General features: G+C 38.1%; 18 protein-coding genes. All 18 read right to left on the bottom strand.

Annotated elements, in window-relative coordinates:
* Positions 1 to 41: 41 nt before the first annotated feature.
* Positions 42 to 1,022 carry a formylglycine-generating enzyme family protein gene (locus KHA95_RS19195; protein ID WP_213139339.1) on the bottom strand — a complete coding sequence of 327 codons (981 nt, stop codon included), beginning with the start codon at positions 1,020 to 1,022 and terminating at the stop codon, positions 42 to 44.
* A gap of 90 nt (positions 1,023 to 1,112) precedes the next feature.
* Positions 1,113 to 1,580, bottom strand: a complete 468-nt coding sequence (locus tag KHA95_RS19190; RefSeq protein WP_213139169.1) for a PTS sugar transporter subunit IIA — start codon at positions 1,578 to 1,580, stop codon at positions 1,113 to 1,115.
* A gap of 2 nt (positions 1,581 to 1,582) precedes the next feature.
* Entirely contained in the window at positions 1,583 to 3,076 is a 1,494-nt protein-coding gene (locus tag KHA95_RS19185; RefSeq protein WP_213139168.1) for a sulfatase, read from the bottom strand.
* Between the two features lie 330 nt (positions 3,077 to 3,406).
* On the bottom strand, positions 3,407 to 3,727 hold the full coding sequence (locus KHA95_RS19180; RefSeq protein ID WP_213139167.1) for a PTS sugar transporter subunit IIB: 321 nt from the start codon (positions 3,725 to 3,727) through the stop codon (positions 3,407 to 3,409).
* Positions 3,728 to 3,764: 37 nt separating this feature from the next.
* Entirely contained in the window at positions 3,765 to 5,081 is a 1,317-nt protein-coding gene (locus tag KHA95_RS19175; protein ID WP_213139166.1) for a PTS sugar transporter subunit IIC, read from the bottom strand.
* Between the two features lie 87 nt (positions 5,082 to 5,168).
* Positions 5,169 to 6,560 carry a sulfatase family protein gene (locus KHA95_RS19170; RefSeq protein ID WP_213139165.1) on the bottom strand — a complete coding sequence of 464 codons (1,392 nt, stop codon included), beginning with the start codon at positions 6,558 to 6,560 and terminating at the stop codon, positions 5,169 to 5,171.
* 78 nt (positions 6,561 to 6,638) lie between these two features.
* Positions 6,639 to 6,926: a PTS sugar transporter subunit IIB gene (locus tag KHA95_RS19165; protein WP_213139164.1), complete on the bottom strand. Its 288-nt coding sequence runs from the start codon at positions 6,924 to 6,926 to the stop codon at positions 6,639 to 6,641.
* 31 nt (positions 6,927 to 6,957) lie between these two features.
* Positions 6,958 to 8,385 (bottom strand): PTS sugar transporter subunit IIC, encoded by a 1,428-nt coding sequence (locus tag KHA95_RS19160; RefSeq protein WP_213139163.1) that lies wholly within the window; start codon positions 8,383 to 8,385, stop codon positions 6,958 to 6,960.
* A 333-nt stretch (positions 8,386 to 8,718) separates the two neighbouring features.
* Complete coding sequence (locus KHA95_RS19155) at positions 8,719 to 9,423, bottom strand: L-ribulose-5-phosphate 4-epimerase (RefSeq protein ID WP_283248189.1); 705 nt, start codon at positions 9,421 to 9,423, stop codon at positions 8,719 to 8,721.
* Positions 9,383 to 10,273, bottom strand: a complete 891-nt coding sequence (locus tag KHA95_RS19150) for an L-ribulose-5-phosphate 3-epimerase (protein WP_213139162.1) — start codon at positions 10,271 to 10,273, stop codon at positions 9,383 to 9,385. The genes KHA95_RS19155 and KHA95_RS19150 overlap by 41 nt, the downstream gene beginning before the upstream one ends.
* Positions 10,273 to 10,917 (bottom strand): 3-keto-L-gulonate-6-phosphate decarboxylase UlaD, encoded by a 645-nt coding sequence (locus KHA95_RS19145; RefSeq protein ID WP_213139161.1) that lies wholly within the window; start codon positions 10,915 to 10,917, stop codon positions 10,273 to 10,275. Before KHA95_RS19145 ends, KHA95_RS19150 begins: the two co-directional genes overlap by 1 nt.
* 187 nt (positions 10,918 to 11,104) lie before the next feature.
* Positions 11,105 to 12,169: an L-ascorbate 6-phosphate lactonase gene (ulaG, locus tag KHA95_RS19140; protein ID WP_213139160.1), complete on the bottom strand. Its 1,065-nt coding sequence runs from the start codon at positions 12,167 to 12,169 to the stop codon at positions 11,105 to 11,107.
* Between the two features lie 29 nt (positions 12,170 to 12,198).
* Positions 12,199 to 12,990, bottom strand: coding sequence for a DeoR/GlpR family DNA-binding transcription regulator (locus KHA95_RS19135; protein WP_213139159.1), 792 nt, complete (start codon positions 12,988 to 12,990; stop codon positions 12,199 to 12,201).
* Between the two features lie 449 nt (positions 12,991 to 13,439).
* A complete protein-coding gene (locus tag KHA95_RS19130) occupies positions 13,440 to 14,960 on the bottom strand; it encodes an FGGY-family carbohydrate kinase (RefSeq protein WP_213139158.1) in 1,521 nt (506 codons plus the stop codon).
* A 77-nt stretch (positions 14,961 to 15,037) separates the two neighbouring features.
* Positions 15,038 to 16,531 (bottom strand): sulfatase-like hydrolase/transferase, encoded by a 1,494-nt coding sequence (locus KHA95_RS19125; protein ID WP_213139157.1) that lies wholly within the window; start codon positions 16,529 to 16,531, stop codon positions 15,038 to 15,040.
* Between the two features lie 14 nt (positions 16,532 to 16,545).
* Positions 16,546 to 18,132, bottom strand: coding sequence for a response regulator transcription factor (locus KHA95_RS19120; RefSeq protein WP_213139156.1), 1,587 nt, complete (start codon positions 18,130 to 18,132; stop codon positions 16,546 to 16,548).
* Entirely contained in the window at positions 18,125 to 19,912 is a 1,788-nt protein-coding gene (locus tag KHA95_RS19115) for a cache domain-containing sensor histidine kinase (RefSeq protein ID WP_213139155.1), read from the bottom strand. Before KHA95_RS19115 ends, KHA95_RS19120 begins: the two co-directional genes overlap by 8 nt.
* Before the next feature lie 65 nt (positions 19,913 to 19,977).
* Positions 19,978 to 21,327 carry an ABC transporter substrate-binding protein gene (locus tag KHA95_RS19110; RefSeq protein WP_213139154.1) on the bottom strand — a complete coding sequence of 450 codons (1,350 nt, stop codon included), beginning with the start codon at positions 21,325 to 21,327 and terminating at the stop codon, positions 19,978 to 19,980.
* Positions 21,328 to 21,545 lie beyond the last annotated feature (218 nt).

Raw genomic sequence — 21,545 nt, 5'->3', positions numbered from 1 at the left:
ATCAAAAAGATCGGATAAATAACACTATTTACTATAACTCGCTATAAAATTTTAGCATCATCTTTATTACCATTTTGAACACATCTAAAACCTAAGTTTCCCGTCGTATTATTCGGTGCATTTGCTGATCTGGCAGCCACTCGATACCTATAACAATAAGATTCATGACATAGATAGGAGCCTCCCCTCATCGATCTCATCTCTCCAAAAGGAGGTCCTTGTGGATTATTCGTTCGGTCATGTAAATGATAAGATGGACTAAACCAATCTTGACACCACTCCCATACATTTCCGACCATATTATAAAGGCCATAATGATTAGGATAAAAAGAATCTACTGGAGCCGTCCCAATATACCCATCAGATCCTTTATTATTGTTTGGAAATTCACCTTGCCAAATATTACATGCATGCAATCCATTAGGGTAAAGCTCATCTCCCCATGGAAAACGTTTTTGAATCAGACCACCACGTGCAGCATACTCCCACTCCGCTTCGGTCGGAAGCCTCTTTCCCGCCCACTGACAATATGCAACCGCATCGTTCCAAGACACATGAATCACAGGGTGCTCCATTCTATCCTCTATCGAGGACCCCCAGCCTTCAGGTCGTGACCAGCATGCCCCATCAACCGCACTCCACCAAGGTATTCCCGTATCTAATTCTTTTATATTTTTACTAGCTTCTTTAGATAAAAAACGATTAAAAACAAATGACCAGCCAAATTCCTCAGCATCCGTCTTATATCCAGTATCTTTAATAAACGCTGCAAACCGAGAATTGGTTACTGCATATTGATCCATATAAAATGACTGAATTCTTATTTTTCTAATTGGTCCTTCCCCATCTGATGAAATGGCATTCGATTCCTCAGACCCCATTAAAAATTCCCCACCTGGAATATGAACCATATCTTTCATACGACCGCACCGGTTTATTGCTAGTTTATTTATCTCCGTTTTAGCTATATCTAGTTTTTGAACATTTCTATTGATTGAACAACAAGACTTATTCACGTTCATACCCAATTTGCATCACCCCTAGAGAAAGTGTACGAATTATTCAAGCTGTCTGATGCGACGATTGAGCATCTGCCAATATGGTGAACTTTACTAAATGAACGAGTTTTCTAAATCATCAATTATACTTTTAACATCTTCAAGTGAATTGGCTACAATCAATTTATTAAAAGTGTTTGAATTAGATGCAATACCCGTTATTTGAGTAAGTGCGGCAACCAACTGATCATGATCTTTAGTAGCAGCGATACAAAATACAACCGAGACAGGATCATGATCCTTATTTCCAAATTCAACCGGTTGGGAAAGTGTAATTAAACTAACTGCTGGTTTAATTACGCCTTTTTCTGGTGCCGAATGTGGCATTGCTAAACCCGGGGCGATAACGATATATGGACCAAGCTCTTTGCAAGTATCGACCATCGCATCGATATACTGTTGGGTAATAAAGCCATTTTTCTTTAATAAGGATCCACCGATTCTAATTGCTTCTTCCCAATTTTCTGCTGATACTCCAAGTTGAACGGAACCATCCGTGATCATATTATTAAGAGAATACATTATTAACCTCCCATATATATCTGTAATCCTAGCCTTTCAAATTGTTCTTGCGGGGAATCGCTTTCCTTCATAATCTCAACCATTTTTTGAATCATCATTGATTCGATCTTAGGATCTTTTAATGGAGCAAGTTGTTCGGGATCATTTTCTAAGTCAAATAATAAATGTCCATATTTATGAACCTGATATTTATCTTTTGCTGGTGTTTTTAACACTTTAACCCCTTTAGTAAAATCAAATGGTTCTACGTATTCAGTCTGTTTTAATTCTTCTACATCAAATCGTTTCTTCATATGGACCGGCATTAAGGTGTAATTATATAATGGTTTATTATCAGGATTAACAGGAGCCCGCATATACAGGTATTTACCATCGGTTATATTGACATGACCACCGTGGACCCCAAATAAACTCGCCTTTCGAACAATTTTATCTTCCGCGATCGTTTCTTTAAGCGGCTTCCCTTGCATATCTTTTGGGATGTCAATATTAAAATAGTCCAATAATGTAGGGGCCCAATCAATCATTTGAACTAATGATTGCCTTCTTTCATTTTGATGAGCACTTCTCGGATCCCATATAAATAAAGGGGTATGGGCAATTTTATTATAATAAGGCATTAAATTCTTTCCCCACCAGCCGTGTTCACCTAATAGAAAACCATGGTCCGTACCAACGATTAGCATCGTATCTTTCCACATATTATGTTTATCCATTAAATCTAGGACTTTCCCAAGATTTCTATCACACATCGTTAATAATGCGGCATAACGTTTTCTTACATGTTCAATTACTTCTGAATCCTCATCTGCTTCTCCCCTTGGCCAATCATAATACGCACCTTGATAATCATCTTCGTACATATCAAGATAATGCTGTTGTACAAAAAACGGCTCATGAGGATCAAATGTTTCTAAATGGAGCATCCAATTATCGGATTCAACATTCTTCTCGATAAACTCGGCCCCCATTGAAAAAACCTTTGATTGAGGTTGTTTTTCTTCACTCTTCATATACTTTCGATTTACCCATTCATATCGCCATAATGAGGATGGACCACCACCATCATGCGATTGTGGGACTCGTACGACCTCTGGTATTTCCGGCTCCTCCACTTCTCCTTTCCAAGCATCTCCTTCCTGTCCCCTAACAACCTCCCAGGAAGAATAGCGATTATGATAAGTGGAGCCACCATCTTCCCAATAGTGGAAGTGATCACTTATTAAATGGGAATACACGCCCGATTTTTTTAGTAACTCTGGCATTGAATCATCAAACGGTTCAATAGGTCCCCATTCCCGGTGTAAAAAATTATATCGCCCTGTATGTAACTCCCTCCTAGCTGGCATACAAGGCATGCTCCCTATATAGCTATTTTCAAATGTGACTGATTTGTCAGCTAATCGTTTAAAATTTGGAGCAATCGACCAGTCGTTTCCGTACGGAGGTAAATAATGTCGATTTAAACTATCAAACAATACTACTATTGCCTTCACGACGATCTCTCCTTTCCTTTACATAAGGCCCCCATACTTGCAATGGAGGACACTGAAAACACGTGGCTTTTCAAAAAATTAATAGCTGTTTAAGATTCTAGTGTTTTTATATTTATTCGTATATGAGTGCTGATTTCAGTTCCAGGTGCTCGATTTCCGCAGACGGATCCGGGAGAACGCACCTGCGGGGTCTCCCATTATCCATCCTCCTGTTGGAGTCTTGCACCTTTCATTTCAATCAACGAAGTGAGAATTTAGCTAAAAGTATTTCAGCTCCTCTTCTACCAACTCAGAGGGGTTTTCATAAACTCCGGCTATTTTAAAATGATATTACTTTATTAAAGCTTCTGGAAATTTCTTTTCAACAATTTCCAATACCTGTTTGGAAATTGCTTCTCCATCCGTTAAGTTTTTAACACTGATAAATTCAATATTTTTATCATCAATATTAAGAACATCACCTAGCATTTCGTTCACTCCAACAATGTCTGCCCAATCTAAATATCCATTAGCCTCACCAGCAGCCGTTACTTGCATCTCACAGTTAATTCCATATCGTTCTAAGACAGGCTCTACCGACATTTTCATCATTAAACTGCTTCCAACACCAAAACCACATACGAACAATAAGTTCACTTTTTCTTTACTCATGTTAATTCCTCCTAGTATTCTTTTATTTTTTTATAGGTTAACTTAATAAACTTGCAATAAATCTAAATACTTCAACAATCGCAGGCCAGATTGTACTTAAATCAAACATACCCGACCAACCCATTTCATCTTCCAATCCACTAATCGGTATCATCCAAATTGTCCCAAATACATGAATTAATCCAAGTATGGTACCACATGCCGCCGCTGCCTTCCATCCACCATATTTGTTAGCTATGACTCCAATTGGTCCTCCGTCAAAGAATAGTGGGGTAAAACCAGTTAGAACCATAATTGGTAGTTTTAAGATAAGCAGAATTCCCATGCCAATCAGTGTTCCAAGTGTTGTAAAAATGAAACCTATAACTGCAGAGTTTGGTCCGAAAGCAAGCAACGCTGCAACGTCCACCCCTGGAGTAGCGTTTGGCAAAAGTCTTTCTTGAATTCCTTTAAAAGATGCAGCAAGTTCCCCAACAAACATCCTGACTCCTGTCAAAATAATGACCATATACATGGAAAATGTAATTCCCGTCATAATAATGTAGACAAACCAATTTGTATTCCCCGCTAATTCCTGAACACCATCGATCCCTAGTGAAAGCATAAAGCCGCCGACGAAAACAGACATAAGAATTGCAACTGCAACAACATTACTATTAAATATTCCTAAAAACCCGGGTAAACGAAGATTTTCAGCATTGCTTTTCTCCGGGTCTCCAAAAAACCTTGCAATCTTAGAGAAAAACCAGATACCAAACATTTGGTTATGAGCAATGGTAAAACCGGCATTATTTGTTACATGATTTACCGGTTTTGTAGAGAGCTGAATACCTATTGACCATAGGATCCCGACGATCGTACCGGAAATAAGTACTGTCCAAAAACTATTCATTCCGAGTTTTCCAAAATAGAAAATCATTAGCCATAACATCGCCGCCGCCTGAGCAATACCAGTTTGCCCAGTCAAGAACACACCGTGCATTTTTGTATATTTACCGCAGGCCACAATCAATAAATTGACTGCGAAAGCAACAATGAAAACGTAGCCGACGAGGGCAAAACTATCCCCCAACATATTTTGGGTGGCGGCTTTCATTGCATAAGAATCCATAATATAACCCTTAATTCCATATGCCTCATTAACAGCAGCAGTAATTGGTTTAAAATACTCACTCATCAGCTTTCCACCGGTTAATAGCATCGTAATACCGACCATTGCAGTTACAGCACCAGTAATGATCTTTGTCCCAGAGCTTTTCCGTAAAATATATCCTATGGCTACCAAAATCCCGATTACAATTTCAGGCTTTCCAAGAACGTCATTTACAATAAAATCAAAAACACTTTTTAACATCACATCACCATCATTTCTCTTTTTTAACAATCCAGGATAACGCTTACAGAAATGGTTAAAAAGTTATATGAATGGCAGGATTACATTTTACTCGTTATAAACTTCATAATCATCTCTATTTTTACTACTTGGAACTACACTTGTTTTTTTATTCACTTTCCATTCTTTTTTTCTTCGTATAGGCCCTTTTATTAAAGGATCATTCGTATCTAGCTGCCACTCATTCATTTCATTTCTAAAATAATCAATTATGCGAGAGTAGTTCGGATCTCCGATCAAATTATTTCTTTCACCGGAATCATACAATAAGTCATATAGCGCTTCTGGCTCTTTCACTCGATTTTCAAGTTGGTTTGCCATAAATAATTTCTTTGTCGGAGATTCGTTTATATTAGATATATTTATTTTTAAATACTCATGATCAAAATAACGAATATATTTATATCTTTCTGTCCTTATACATCTAGCAGGCTCGTAAGATGTATGGAAGTTAATCTCTGCAAAAATCTTGTTGCGATGCGGGTCCATTTCATCATAAAAATAGCGGGCAAAAGATTCTCCTTGAAGTCGATCTGCTTTTTCTATACCAACTAATTCGCAAAGCGTTGGGTAAAGATCGATTTGGGATATTAAGTTATCCATCGTTAAACCATTCGCCTTACTGCTAGGCACTCTCATCATCAACGCGACTCCGATTCCGGCATCATATAAATTACATTTTGAAAATGGAAACGCTATACCATGATCGGTTGTAAAAATAATAATGCTATTTTCATACAACCCCGTTTCTTTCAATGCATTGATTACGAGACCGACACAATGATCTGCATGACCAATAGATATTAAATGTCTCGCATAATCTTCACGGGTGGTCGAATTGTCTGGAATCGGATGTGGCGGCATTACTCGATCCGGATTGACAATGTCATGATTCGCTACCGGATATTCTCTGTGTGCTGAATACATGCCAAAGGATAGGAAAAACGGTTGCTCTGAATTTCGGGACCGCAGCCACTCTGATACATTTAAGGCATTCTCATAATCCCAACTATATGGTTGCTGATAGCTTTTAATATTCTTGCTGCTCGTTATATCCTCGTCATAACCAATGATTTCCGCTCCAGCTTCATGATCTAAATAATGTCCCGCTTCGTGTTGGATCCCACAAAGAGCCGTCTTATATCCATGTTTTTTTAAGTTAGAAACAATATGCCAATCATAATCGGCAATTGAAAAGCCGCGATTTGCCAATCCAAGCATCTCACATGAATGGGGATACATCCCTGTGAGCATCGCCGATCGACTAGGTGAGCAAGTCGGACTTGCAGCAAATGCCTGTCTGAATAAAAGCGACTCATTTGCCAGTGCTTCAATATGAGGTGTATTCACTGCATAGCCGTACGGACTGAAAATTTTCCCACTATCATGCGTATGAATATATACGATATTATGCTTCTTTAACTCGGTAATCGGACTCACCTCAGCTTTTGTTTTAAAAACTTAAATTGATGATAAAACTAGGGAGAGATCTTATTACTAAGACACTCCCTCATTTTTTTACTCGATCCCTAATGCTTCTTTAAGTTTTGTTTCCATTTCATTTTCAGACATAAGATTAACTAAGCCAATTACTTTCGTATCGCCCTTCAGATTAGAAAAGTTGGAAACTAGTCCATTCATTGTAAAAATCACATCATATTTGTCCGCTTCTGATTTAGCCATTCCTATACTCAAATGTGAGATTTCAACAGGAATATTTAATTTTTCACATACCTTTTTTATTTTCATTTTGATAATTTGACTCGATCCAATTCCCGCACCGCAAGCAGCTAATACTTTTAGCATAATAAATCTCTCCTTTTTTATGTTTTTATTATTATGTGCCCTCAAAATACTTATCTTTATTTCTTAAATATTGTAATTGTGGAATGGCAAGCATAATGATGAGCGCCAACACAAGTCCAATAATTTCAAAGTTCTTAATCAGGAAGCCAAAACCTATCCAAGCAGTAGCAAAGTCAAGGTTTCCATACCACCCGCCAAATTGATAGAGGGAGAACATGAGTACACCAATTGCTCCTCCCAACACTTGTAATACACCGGAAATAATCGGCATAATTACAGCAGCTCTCACTCCGCCTTTGTTGTGAGCAAAGACCGCTAATGTAGCATTATCAAAAAATAGCGGAACAAATCCGGAAATAATCATAATTGGAGATTTAAACACTAATAGTCCCAATATCGCTACAATTTGACCTATCGTTCCACAAATAAAGCCTAATAGAATCGTATTTGGATTTGCAAAGCCAAAAGTGGCCGCACAGTCAACAGCAGGAACAGATCCTTTTAGAAGTTTATTAGAAATTCCCATAAATGACTCAATTAATTCCGATACAAACATCTTCACACCCATTTGGAGGATGAGGAAGAAAACAGTAAATGACAAACATTTTGACACTACGTAAGCAGCGAAAGAGAAATCTTTATATGTTCCAGGATCTAATTCTTTCATCGTTTCAGGTCCAAGTGCAATAAGTACTGCTCCGAACATCAGTAACATGACAACCGATGTCCCAACTACATTATCGGACATGACCGAAATTGCCTTTGGCAACTTCACGTTATCAATCGTTTTATTTTTATCACCGAACTTAGCCGCAAATTTATCGACCAACCAAATACCAAACATTTGTGGATGGCCTACTGCAAAAGCTCTTTCACCTACTAAACTATCAGTAGCCTCAAGGGTAAGATTGGAAAAAACCGCCCAATATGTCCCTATCAGTATCCCAATAATGATAGCGCCTTCAATACTTCTTAATGAAGGAACTGCGTAGAAAACCATAAAGGTTAAAAACGCTGATTGTTTGACCATAATATGGCCTGTAATAAACAATGTTCTAATTTTAGTAATTCTTTTCAAGGCTATAAGTAGAATATTAAATAAGAAGCCAACCAATAATACTACCATTGTGAGTGACGTTGATTCCCCGATACTCTCTAGCCCTTTATTGGCTGCAGCATACCCAAAATTGGAATCAATAACAGCCGCTTTCAGGTCATACTTTTCAATCAAACCAGTAAGGACTGGGGAAAAGGCACCAACCATTCCTGATGAGCCAACTAAAAGAATCATAAAGCCCACAGCCGCTTTAATAAATCCAGAGAACGACTCTGCCAAGCCCTTACCCAAAAGCATATAACCGAGAAAAACTAACAAACCAATAAAGAATTCGGGTTTAGCAAGAATGTTATCAAAGAAAAATTGAAAGGCGGTTAAAGCATAATCAAAAGTATTTTCCATTTTTTGTTCCCTCCTTTTCTGTATTAAGCGCTTACATCAATTGCTTAAAATATTATGATTCAGCCACCTCCAACAAAATTTCCACTTCAACCTTGACTTCTTTCCAAACATCCATAGGTGATCACCATTGCGATCTTAACGATCGAAGTTATTGATCGTATTGTGATTGTTTTTATTGTAACTGACAGTAATATAAAACGCAACAAGTTTTTTATTTATTTCAAACATTCGTATTGATCGTTAGATTCTGCTTATTCAATCGCATTACATGCTCTTTAGACACGAAAAGGCCGCTCCTTATTAAAGGAACGACCCTCGCTTTTACTATTCACTTTACTTTTGCCCGTAATAAGCATTCTCACCGTGCTTTCGATAATAATGCTTATTCAGTACATATTGCGGCAATGGATTACTTTCTTTATTAATCAATTCCGTATACATCGCCATATCTGCGATTTCATCCAGAATAACACTATTCTCAACCGCTGCGGTGGCTGATTCTCCCCATGTAAAAGGACCATGCCCGCGCACGATCACTCCAGGAACTGAGTTCGGATCGATTTCACGATCTTGGAAGGTTTCAACAATTACTTTCCCTGTTTCTAACTCATAGGCACGCTGGACTTCTTCTTCAGTAAGATTGCGCGTACAAGGGATTGGACCAAAAAATGCATCTGCATGTGTAGTACCATAAGCGGGAATATCCCTTCCTGCCTGTGCCCATTTGACCGCATTGATCGAATGGGTATGAACGACAGATTGAATATCAGGAAAATGTTTGTATAAAACTAGATGCGTCAATAAATCAGAAGACGGACGAAGATCCCCTTCAAGTACATTCCCCTCCAGATCGGTAACAACCATCTGCTCCGCTTCCATTTTGGAGTAAGGTACGCCACTTGGCTTAATGACAACGATTCCTTCTTTTCGATCAATGACACTTACATTTCCCCACGTAAATTTTACTAGGCCATACTCTGGCAAAGCAAGATTTGCATCATATACAACTTTTTTCAACTCTAGCAAACTTGTCTTCATAATCAAAGCCTGCCTCCTTTAAAATTGGGAGTAAATATGACAGTGCCTTCTTAATCTCTTTTTCATACTCATTATTCGTTTCATTCCACATCTCGATTAAAAATGGCCCGCTATATGAAAGTGATTGTAATAATGTTAAATTGGATTGAAAGTCTACGCATCCGGCCCCAAAGTCTACCCCTTTAAACTTCCCTGCAAAATCATCTGTAACAGCTAGCGTATCTTTTAAATGAATGGCAGCGATGTCTAATTTCCCTCTCGTGAGCTCTTTTAACGTGTCATTTCCCCATGCTGATAAGTTCCCTAAATCCGGGTATACATAGAGCCAAGGCGATGATACTTCCGCGCTAATCGATAAGTATTTTGTAATAGAATTCATAAAGGGGTCATCCATAATTTCGATTGCTAGAATGACTTGCTTTGCTCCCGCCCACTGTAAAGATTGCTTAAGATTTTCAATAAAGTATTTTCTTGTTAGTTCATCTTTCTCCTCGTAATACACATCATAGCCCGCTAATTGAATGACCCGAATCCCAATATCTGATGCAAGGTCAATTGCCTTTTTCATAATTTCTAATGCCTTATTGCGTGTATCCTGATCATGGGAGCCAAGTGGGAATCTTCGATGACCACTGAGGCACATCGTCGGCACTTTCATACCCGTTTCAAAAAGGAGCTGAACAAAGTTTTCACGTTCTGCTTTGCTCCATTCCAATCGTGAAAGTCGCTCATCCGTTTCATCTACTGACATTTCAACAAAATCAAAACCTAAATTTTTAGCGATTGTCAGTCTTTCATGCCAATTAAATTTAGTTGGGAGAGCTTTTTCATAAATGCCGATCGGATTCATTATTCGTTCCCCCAGTAACGTTTGATTTCCGCTTTGAACTCCCTTGCTGCTTGTGCAGGATCTTCTGCGTCTCTGATTCCACGACCAGCAATGAACGCCTCAACCGCGATCCCTTCAAATAGTTTTACTGTATCAACCTCTAAACCACCAGTAACGGAAACTTTAAAGCCCATGTCTACTAATTTACGAATCTTTGCTAAATCTTCATCGCCCCAAGTTTTTCCGGCAAGAAGAGCATCCCTGCTTTGATGATAGACAACTTGTGACAATCCGGCTTCCTTCCAATCTTTCGCTTGGTCGAACGTCCAGTCGCCATATAATTCAATTTGAACATCCTTTAATTCTTTTAAAGCGGATGTCATTGTTGGAATTTCCGCACAACAAATAACCGTCATCCAATCGGCACCTGCTTCAGCACAGTTACGTGCAACCGTTGTACCCGCATCCGCACATTTTGTATCTGCTAAAACAATTTTATCTGGATAGAGCGCTCTCATACATCTGACAGCTTCCATCCCTTCCGTAAGACAAAGAATCGTCCCAACTTCAACAATATCTACCTCTGCACCTACTTGGGAAATCGATTTAATTGCGTCACTTAATGTATTATTATCGAGAGCGATTTGTAGTTTAGGTAATGCCATTGTTATTTTCCTCCTTCAATGAATTTAGGGAGGCTGAGACAAAAACATTTTGATCAAAGATATATCCGAACAAAATGGTGGTTAGCGAATAAAACCCGCTTCGGGAATATACTCCGCTAAATTAGTTCACTGTTCGTATTTATAGTTGATTATTTTAGTTATGTCCCAACCTCTTTGTTTTTAACTATTATAGGAATGACGGGAATGGAATATCATTTTCACCTTCAAATGCATCGTCAAATCCTCTTGGATAGTGGTACTCTAAATCATCTTTATTATCCGGGTAAACGAATTTACCGCCTACTTGCCATACGTAAGGCTTAAATTCCCATTTCAAACGATTCTTTTTAGATTCCCAGATTAATTGCAGTTCTTTCGGATCCGCTTGGAAATTTGACCAAATATCATAGTGCACTGGAATAACAACTTTTGCCCGTAATGATTCCGCCATCCTTAACATGTCAGAAGACGTTAATTTATCAGTAATTCCTCTTGGATTTTCACCGTACGCTCCAAGAACCACATCGATCTCATGCTCATTTCCATGTTTTGCAAACATGTTAGAGTAATGTGAATCTCCGGCATGATATAGATTTCCGCCTGTTGTTTTAAATAAGTAGTTAACTGCAACTTCGTCCATATCCATTGGCATGTTTCCTTTTAATTGAACATCTTCTGGAACAGTAATAAGTGCCGTGCGATCAAAAGCTTCTAACACAACGATCTCTACATCTTTAATTTTCACTGTATCTCCCGGTCTTACGACTTTAAGTCTGGATTCAGGAACTCCCCACCCTTTCCAAATATCTACGACCGCTTGTGGTCCGATAAATGGTACAGACTCATCACAGTTTTGTAGCACAGCTGCTGCCGTATTAATATCTAAATGATCGGAATGGAAGTGTGTAACAATTAAGGCATCAAGTTCTTTAATTGCAAATGGATCAATGACGAATGGTGCGGTTCTTAAATTTGGCTGTAAATTTTTAACGCCGCTCATTCTTTGCATTTGGTGACCCGTTTTCATTAGCTTATTTTGTCTCGTTCTTTTCCCTGAGCCACACCAGAGGTCTACAAGCAAGTTCGCATTTCCTTCGGTCTTTAGCCAAATACCTGTACAGCCTAACCACCATGTCGCAAACGTATTTTTCTCTACTACCGTTTCTTCTATTTCCTCATTTAACCATGTACCCCACTCAGGAAATGTATTTAAAATCCAAGATTCTCTTGTAATATCTGAAATTTTACTCATTGACCTATTCCTCATTTCATTTTTAATTTTTATTTTTTGCCTACATGGGCAACGATCACTCGAACACCGGCATTTTCAATTTCAGAAACATATTTGCGATCAGCTGTCGAATCGGTGACAAGAATATCAATTTTATCTAGCTCTACGCTTCTAAAATTATAAAACTTACCAATTTTCGATCCATCCGCTACAACGATGCAATCTCCTTTACAATGTTGTACCATCAATTCATTGATTAAAGTTTCTTGATATACGGCTGTTGAAACACCGTGTACAACGCTTACACCATTGACACTTAAAATACATTTATTCGCTATGACCTTAGAGAAAATATGTGTAGCTAAATCTCCAACAAGCGACTTCGAATTTTTCCTATATTCTCCACCAGTCACCATTAGATCCACTTGACTGTTTGTAATGGCAACAGGGGCTAAAGCATTGTTCGTAATCACTTTGATCATTTCGTTCTTCGTATTGATTTCATGCAAAATGGATAATGAAGTAGATCCCGAATTTAAAAAGATCGTATCGCCTTCATGCAGTAGTTTCATTACTTCCTTAGCAATCGCGGCCTTCTCCTTGCTGAACTGAGCTCCCTTTTGTTCATAGAGCATTTCATTATCCGTGTAGTCTTTGCATAATCGAACCCCACCATGATATCTTTCTAAAACATGTTCTTCTTCAAACTCTTTTAAATCTCTTCTAATCGTCATTTCCGATACGGAAAATATTTTACTTAATTCATTAGTGCTGGCAGATCCATGTTTCCTAATGTAATTCTCAATCTTTTTCTTACGTTGGTACACTGATCCACTTTTCATTTTTTCTTTCCACTCTTTCAAAAGTTCTTTAGCTCTATGAACAACTCAATCAAATTGATCAAAAAGCTAAATTACCTTACGTAATAGAAGAAATACGCACCTCCATACGAGATAAAATATCAGCGTAAACGATCACTTAAACACTCCTGCATGTTCTTTTTGATCGTTTCGATTGATTTGATTGTATTATATATTCAAATATAAAGCAACAAATTTTTTTGACAATTTCGATCTTTTTTTTACCCTTTGTTTATGGAACAATTAGCGTTAAAGCAAAAGTTTCAGCATAACATCACTGCTATTCAGACAGATTTGCCTTCGCATAAGACTGAAAGCAAACAAACTTATTAACAAATAGTCTTAAAAGACGAAGAATTGTATTGAAGGAATAGAAAAAGGTTGTCCAAAAAGACCATTGCACCGACTTTTTGAACAACCTTTTTTCACTTTTATACGTTCGCTTCCTCTCGAAACATTTCATAAATGCCTGTATGCAAAAGACTTTCATACAAAGCTGTTCTTCGTGTTTTAATGCGCTGATAAACATTCACATTTTCCGCAATCGGCTGATAGAATGTTCGATCTGTTCCTTTTTCTGCCTCTTTCAAAGCATCTTGATAAGACGTAAACAAATCCAACGCTACTGCTGCTGATACCCATGCACCGAGCGACGTTGTTTCATGGTTAGCCGGTAAAGAAATTTGTTGCTTATACACGTCTGTTTGAATTTGATTAAAGAGACTTGATTTTGTTAATCCGCCTGCAACGCTTATCGAAGTGATCGAACCGAGGATTTCCTTCATTACATCGATATTTTCAGATATTTCAAGCGCGATCGACTCCAAAATGGCACGAACAAAATCGCCTTTGCTCGATTCAAGTGTGACATTAAAAAACATTCCCGTCGCTAGTGGATTCCAATCGGGGGAGCCCCTGCCTTGAAAATGAGGGAAACTTATTAGCCCCTTAGAACCAACTGGTGATGCAGCGGCATCTTCCATCATCCTCTCAATGGTCGAAGTCTCTTTATCTTCTAAGTAGAAATTATTAGAGAACCAGTTTGTGATCGTTGATGTCGTAAGGATGCTAGATTCTAAAACATATTTATTCGGCACGGCAGAAACATTGCATATCGCCCTCATCTTTGGATCCAGTTGTAATGTATCTGATGAAGCAATAATAAAAGAGCCTGTTCCCGTCGTCGCTTGAATCGTGCCGTTTTCAATCACCCCTGCTCCTAGAGCAGCACATTGTTGATCACCACCAGCAGAAATCACCGGGGTGCCTTTAGCAAGTCCAGTTAGATCGGAAAACTCTTTCGTCGCATATCCAACGACACTACCTTGTTGTACAAGCTCACTTAGCTTCTCCCTATCAACTTCAAATAACTCGAGCAAGTCTTCATCCCATTCCATCGTTTGGATGTTCATTAACGAAGAACGACTGCCATAGGTGTAATCGGTTACAAATTTTCCTGTTATTAAGAATATTACATAATCTGGAATGACAATGATTTTATGGGCTGCGTTGTAAATATCAGGCATATGACGCCTAAGCCACGTTATTTTCGGTGCTGTAAAAACGGGGTTAATTTTTGAGCCCGTTCGTTTATATACCTCTTCAGATTCATCTTTTAATTCCTGGCAAATATCATACGTGCGTTTATCCTGCCACATAATCGCATGATGGAGTGGCTCGCCTACCTTATTTACAGGAATAATTGATGTTCGTTGGGAGGTGACCGAAATTCCATTAATCGTAAACCTTTGAGCTTGTGACCAGTTTACAGCTTCAGTTGTAATTTGAATGAGTGCATGTTTCCAATCTAACGGATCTTGTTCAACGCGTTCATCCGAAAGATATGTTGGTCGATAATGGATTTGAATCATCTTTTTGATTTTTCCATTTTGATTATAAAGGACCCCTCTCATGCTTGAGGTGCCGATATCTATTACAAGTATGAGTTCCATACGTACTCCCACCTTCCATTGCTCCATGCCTGCTTCACATACGAAGAGGTATTAGTGGAATTATTGCGAATTTTCAATCATATATGAATACCTCTAACATTATGATCGGTTGTTAATCTTGCTTTCACTACGTTTGAAAATAATACGCCTTCTGCTGATGGCTGTAGTTCGTTAGCATTTACCGCTCGATCATCTTTTCGTTCCATCAATCTATCAATTAATTTTGCTCTCCACTTGGACAGTTCACTCACGTTTGTTTGGCTAAGATCCTCCGTTTCATATGGATCATTATCAATATTAAATAATAATTCTTGACCATCTTGTTCATACCAAATATATTTCCATTGACCGTCTGTCAGCATTAATGTGCGGACACCACGGTTACCCATTTCACCTAAAATGGTCTCCCTCACTTCTGTGTCCGGTTGATGGACGATTGGGAGCAAGCTTTTTCCGTCTATGTGACTAGGTACGTCAAGCCCAGCAATTTCTAAGCATGTAGGCATAATATCTTGCAAGCCAACAACCGATTTGGATTGCACACCTGGCAACCAATTTTCCCCGATTACTTCATCTAAATTCCCACGCGGCGGCGGAGCGATGATAAACGGAACTTGACATGATCCTCTTAAAAAGTTTCTTTTCCCCCATAAATGATGATCTCCCATATTGTCGCCATGATCAGAGGTAAAGATAAACCACGTATTTTCGAGCATTCCCTCTTCTCTTAACGTCCCGATTATTCGGTTAATTTGGCGATCAACCTGACTAATTAACGCATAGTACGCCTTATGGGCTAACGCAATTTCTTTCTTTGTTTTCTTCTCACCGTGAGACATGCCGAGGCTTATTTGATGGAAGTGAGGATGACGATCGATCCAATCACCAAGAAAGGGATCCCGCATTTCATCCTCCTCATACAACAATAAATCTTTCATCAGAGGAGTAAATGGTGGATGCGGAGCTGTAAAAGATGCCCATAAAAACAATGGCCTTGTCCAATCTCTCGTTTTGATTACTTTACAAGATTCTGTACCAATCCATTCCGTTGGATGCAAATGATCAGGTAAATGCCAAGCTGTCATTGAATGACCATTATTAGGCATGCCATGAGCAAATGCTTGTCCAGCGTACCCTTGTTCCGCTAGCCACATTTCATAATCGTCATACCCGCGAAATTCATCGTTTGCTTGGCCGATTTTTCTTCCTTCTTCACAAATCAACATTGATTCAAAGCCGTAATGACATCTTTCTGGATATACATGCATTTTTCCGACTGCCTTCGTTTGATAACCGCCGTCACGCAATAGCTGCGGGAGCGTTTCATTTGTCGGCAGCTCAAACCCTTCTTGATACTCAGTGATTCCTAAACGATCCCCCTCGAGCCCCGTCATGATCGACGCCCTTGCAGGTACGCAAACAGGTTGGCATGAAATCGCCTTCGTAAATTGAACTCCGCGCCTAGCTAAATAATCCATCGCTGGCGTTTGGATGATCTCATTTCCTGCACACCCCATGACATCATCTCTCATTTGATCTGTCGTAATAAAAACAATATGAGGCTTGCTCATTTCCTCACTCCTTATTAGGAAGAGACCCCGTTTTTATATTCAATTGGTGTGACTCCTTCGCTTGCTTTAAATATTTTATTAAAATAGCTTTGATTATCGTATCCTAGCTGTTCACTAATTTCATATACCGTATAATTCGTTTGTTCTAATAACTCCTTGGCACGCTTCATTTTCAGATTGACTACATATTTAACAAACGTCTCCCCCACTTCTTTTTTAAATAAACGGCTAAAATAGCTGGAGTTTAAATGTAAATGTTGGGCAACTTCGTCCAGTGTAATCTTTTGGTTAATATGATCAGATATATATTTGCAAGCATTGGCAATTTCCATATTTGTAATTGGCTCCGTGTTAGCAAACTCAATTACATCAATAAAATACTCTTTTAGCCAATCTTCCAATTCATACACACTATTGATTTTAGAAAATGTATCGTGCAATGTTTCTGCTGATTCATATTGCTTAAAATAGGCTAAAGCTTGGATTCTTACTTTAATATCGAGCAATATTTTTAACATCCAGTCTTTCACTGCTTCAGCAGGGAACTGATTGGTGGTGATAAAATGGATCCACTTTTCAAACACAGTATTTTTTTCATCCATGCTTCTTGTTAAAATGACTTCTTTTAATTCTTTTGAAGCTTCATCATACCATTTGAAGATGTTTTGCTTGGATACAGTTAATTGTTTAAATTCTTCTACACTTTGTGGCTTTAAATAAAACTTTTCCGTTGTAGCATTAAGCAACCGAGTCATTTCTGTTTTTATTTGGAGTGGGTTTTCCCCTGTATTGCCGATCATAAAAGACATCGAAATACCAAGTGTTTGACTCAAAGCGGATTGGATTTTTCTAATAAGCTTGATCGTTGCTTGATTGTCCTTTTGTTTCGGCAGAAATAAAAAGGATTCATTTGATTGAAAATGGCCATAAGATACATGCTTTTCGTCCTTCAGCACTTCCGTAATGACGTTATGAACAACAAAATCCAGCATATCCCTCGTTCGATAGCGGCCCATACTTGCTTGATATTGATCGATGATGCATAGAATGATTTTATATTCGCAGCCGGCCTGTAACCCAAGAACAGCAGCATCGTTATACCATTCATTTTCATTATAAATAGGATGATCAACCGTTTTATGAATAAATCTTTCAATCATGATTAACTTACTTCGTTCAATCGTCGTCGTCATTTTTCTCTGATTTTTTTTAGCGCTTCGTTCTTTATCAATCGCTTCTTTAAATTGGAGCAACATTTGGTTAATTTCATCAATGTCTAACATATCTTTCAAAATATATTCTTGAACTTGTAGCTTCAATGCTTGTTGAGCATATCCGAACTCATTATGACATGATAAGATGGCAACCGTTAAATCAGGTTTCTTTGCCTTTAAGTTTTTCGTTAATTCAATCCCATTTAGCTTTGGCATCCCGATATCTGTAATTAATATATCTGGCATGTTTGTTTCCGCCTCTTTTAACGCCTCCGCTCCATTTTCATGCATGCTTTGTAAAGTTAACCCAATACCGTCCCAATCGATCATCTCCGAAAGAAGCTCTAATACTGGATAATCGTCATCAACCAACATAACCTTATACATTATTTTGACTCCTCTCTATTGGGATACACATTGAAACGATCGAGCCTTTCCCAAGTTCACTTTCAATTTTCATCGAAAACTTCTCACCAAATGTTAATTTCATTCTTTCGTACACATTTGATAACCCGATACTAGAAAAGCCGCTTGCCTTTTTCATCGGTTCCGCTTGTTCCCATCCAATTTCTTTAAATTGCTCATTTAATACATCAATTTTTTGCTTATCCATTCCGATCCCGTTATCCTCAATTTGAATCATAAAGGTCTCGTTTTGAATGAATGCTCTGATGATAACTGTACCGGCTGATTGATTCAGTCCATGAATAATCGCATTTTCAATAATTGGCTGCAAAATAAGCCGTGGAATTTGGATTAGATAGGTGTAAGGCGAAACTTCGATATGGACATCTACCTTTTGCTTCTGTCTCATATTCATTAAGCGGACATAGTCTTGATTGATCTCTAATTCTTCATGAAAGGAAATCATTCCTTTATTCTTATCGATCGTCATCCTTAATAGTTTTGATAAAGATCCGATCATCTCAGCACTTTCACGATCTCGTTTGATTAAAACTTTCATTCGAATCGAATTTAGCACATTAAATAAAAAATGAGGATTAATTTGCGCTTGAAGCATCGCCAATTCCGCTTCCCTTTTTCTTGATTCTGTACGTGTATTTTGCTCCATCATTTCATTTACTTTATCTAACATTTGGTTAAATGAGGTCGAGAGGGTACCAATCTCATCCGTACCAGCAAGCTTCGATCTCGTTGATAGATTCCCTTTTTGCACTTCTTGCGCAATCCTTTTTAGATAGACGAGCCGGTTCAACACTTTTCGTAATAAGTACGTTAGTAATAATAAGAATAAAATAAATGCTGCATTTTGAACGACAAATACTTTTTTAAAGATTGAATTAATACTATAAACAGCCTTATCGTATTTAATAAACGAAACTAATTCCCATTTAGGGATGGATACTTCATAACGATTAATTAAATATTTATTCCCATTTAACTTAATAATATTAGCTACATGATGATTGATTTCTTCATTCATCTGTTCTGCCATTTCACCATAATTGGCAACCATAATATGCTCTTCATTTTGCAAAATGACCCCATGCTCTTGGTCGGTTCCCTTTAGAATATCGGTGATCTTATATCCCGGAATCGTAACCATTGCATAGCCATAAATCGTAGAGCCATCACGCAATGCCCTTGCAACTGAGATTTGAAAGGGGCTGCGCTTTTTCTCAGATTTTAGCATGGTCGGTTGCGGTGCAAGCCACGTTGAATGGTATCCCCGTACTTTATTTAAATCTTGGATCCATTCTTCCTCAAGTAAGTTTTTTGGATCATAGTCCGTCGCCGAGTAATTCGTGTACGTTTTTCCATCTTTGAGCACGATCGTAACATACGAATTTTGCCCAAGCAACGTAACGGTATCCAGTACTTTTTGAATCTTCTTTTCGTTTAAGAAGCGTTCGTAAAAATCACTATTTTTTCCTGAATCGCTAAGAAGATGACTTAATTCGGAATCCATCTGTATAAAGTTAAGAATGTAGAGCATATCCTCAAATATTTTATTTAAATACTCTTCCTTTAATTTCAATTCATTATTTGCACTAATAATTGCCTGCTCTTTCACTGCATCCTTTGTTAAATAATTATATGCAGTGAACGTACTAATTGCAGGTAAGATAAGACAAGTAATGGATATGAGCATCACTTTATTACGAAAAGATAGGGACGAAAAAAAATCTGTGATTCGTGTTTTCATCTCCAACCTCCTAAAAAAAAGATTGGGGCAGAAAACCGAATTCGCCCCTATGTCCATTATAACTTTTATTTATTTTTGTCGATAATGTCTTGTACAATCTTTTTAGAATTTTCTACTGTTGTATCTAAATCTTGTTTATCTAAAATGAGTTTTTCAAATTCATTTGATAGTTCTTGGTTGATTTCTAGTGCATATGGTACAGCTTTTCCGAGCGTTGGTGCTTTTGCTGTTTGGATCGCATGAAGCAATGCTTGCTTATCTACTTTTTCTGGGCTAGCTGCTTCTGCAAGAATGCCATCAACCAATGCTTCCAACTGCTCATCGCTTACAGCCTTCCAAGCCGGAATATTAATTCCTTGTGCAAGTTGACCTTCTGTTGAATACCATCTAATAAATTCATATGCCGCTTCTTTATGTTTGGAGCTGGAAGCAATTCCTACAATATCTCCACCAATTGCTGTATATGCACCGTCTTGATCCGCACTATTTTGTGGAATTGGTGCAACTGTTACGTTGAAATCAACTGGAAAACGATCTGAACCACCAAGCTCAGGATTCATCCAAGTACCTGTAATGATCATACTTGCTGCTTGCGTGAAAAACTGATCACGATAATTCATTTTTTGTGAAATCATTGTTGAATAAGGAACAGCTGATTTATCTTCTTTTTCCATTTTCAAGCGCATTTCTAGTGATTTTGCAAACATCGGATCATCTAGATTTGAAGTTCCGTCAGCTTTAAGAAAGTCTACACCTTCAGCCTGTGATTTCATTCTCAATTGCATATAGTCGATCCATGCTCCAGCTTGTGGCCCGTGGAAATACGTACCATAATGATCGTCTGTCGTTAATTTTTTCGCATAATCCATGAACTCTTCCCATGTCCAGCTTTCTGGCACTTCAAGACCAGCTGCATCTAGATGGTCTTTATTCATGAGTACGTACCAAGAAGTATATTTTCCTGGGAAGCCATAATGTTTACCATCAATCGAATAGTTTACTTTATATTCGTCATCATATGAAAATCCTTCTTTTTCAATAAATTCATCAAGTGGCTCAAACATTTCCAACTCGACCCTTTGTGCAAAGTCAGGAAGATTTGTGACCATGATCACATCCATTTGCTCTCCTGAAGCCGCCGCTAAATCTATTTTTTGCAATGCTTCTTGTGAATCTTGTTTTTCACTTAATTGAACAACTTCAACTTTAATATTTTCATGTTCTTTTTCAAAAGCATCGATTGTTTTTTTCCAAGCATAGCCATCTTCAGTACCATGAGTATGGAGCTTAATTGTTACCGGTCCTTCAGCAGCTCCTCCACCTTTACTACCTTCATCCGAACCGCTTGTTCCACATGCAGCTAAAATACCTGTTGCCAGTGTCAAACTAGCAAATATTGATAAAAATTTCTTCATTTTGTTTCCCCCATTTGAAAATGTCTTTGTGAAAATTACCTCTAACCGATTAAGTCGGGATTTTTTCAGGCTTGCTTGAAAAAATCTGTGACTTCTGCCAAAGGCTTAACTTGAATCAGCAAATCTTTTTGTACCGAAAGCGAAGCGTCAGGTACAGGAATATGATCTCCCTCTAATTTGAAAGGTAATACGACATTCAACCTTCCACTTATAGAAGT

Origin of the sequence: Bacillus sp. FJAT-50079, from assembly GCF_018343515.1 — a bacterium.
Lineage (GTDB): Bacteria > Bacillota > Bacilli > Bacillales > Bacillaceae_C > Lederbergia.
The sequence above is the reverse complement of the archived record's forward strand: the minus strand, read 5'-3'. Positions and strand labels throughout refer to the sequence as shown.

Coding starts and splice junctions, on each gene's coding strand:
- KHA95_RS19165 (WP_213139164.1), bottom strand. CDS start 6,926: ATGCTAAAAGTATTAGCTGCTTGCGGTGCGGGAATTGGATCGAGTCAA.
- KHA95_RS19175 (WP_213139166.1), bottom strand. CDS start 5,081: ATGTTAAAAAGTGTTTTTGATTTTATTGTAAATGACGTTCTTGGAAAG.
- KHA95_RS19130 (WP_213139158.1), bottom strand. CDS start 14,960: ATGGAACTCATACTTGTAATAGATATCGGCACCTCAAGCATGAGAGGG.
- KHA95_RS19115 (WP_213139155.1), bottom strand. CDS start 19,912: ATGAAAACACGAATCACAGATTTTTTTTCGTCCCTATCTTTTCGTAAT.
- KHA95_RS19110 (WP_213139154.1), bottom strand. CDS start 21,327: ATGAAGAAATTTTTATCAATATTTGCTAGTTTGACACTGGCAACAGGT.
- KHA95_RS19135 (WP_213139159.1), bottom strand. CDS start 12,990: ATGAAAAGTGGATCAGTGTACCAACGTAAGAAAAAGATTGAGAATTAC.
- KHA95_RS19125 (WP_213139157.1), bottom strand. CDS start 16,531: ATGAGCAAGCCTCATATTGTTTTTATTACGACAGATCAAATGAGAGAT.
- KHA95_RS19190 (WP_213139169.1), bottom strand. CDS start 1,580: ATGTATTCTCTTAATAATATGATCACGGATGGTTCCGTTCAACTTGGA.
- KHA95_RS19150 (WP_213139162.1), bottom strand. CDS start 10,273: ATGAATCCGATCGGCATTTATGAAAAAGCTCTCCCAACTAAATTTAAT.
- KHA95_RS19160 (WP_213139163.1), bottom strand. CDS start 8,385: ATGGAAAATACTTTTGATTATGCTTTAACCGCCTTTCAATTTTTCTTT.
- ulaG (WP_213139160.1), bottom strand. CDS start 12,169: ATGAGTAAAATTTCAGATATTACAAGAGAATCTTGGATTTTAAATACA.
- KHA95_RS19120 (WP_213139156.1), bottom strand. CDS start 18,132: ATGTATAAGGTTATGTTGGTTGATGACGATTATCCAGTATTAGAGCTT.
- KHA95_RS19145 (WP_213139161.1), bottom strand. CDS start 10,917: ATGGCATTACCTAAACTACAAATCGCTCTCGATAATAATACATTAAGT.
- KHA95_RS19195 (WP_213139339.1), bottom strand. CDS start 1,022: ATGAACGTGAATAAGTCTTGTTGTTCAATCAATAGAAATGTTCAAAAA.
- KHA95_RS19180 (WP_213139167.1), bottom strand. CDS start 3,727: ATGAGTAAAGAAAAAGTGAACTTATTGTTCGTATGTGGTTTTGGTGTT.
- KHA95_RS19155 (WP_283248189.1), bottom strand. CDS start 9,423: ATGAAGACAAGTTTGCTAGAGTTGAAAAAAGTTGTATATGATGCAAAT.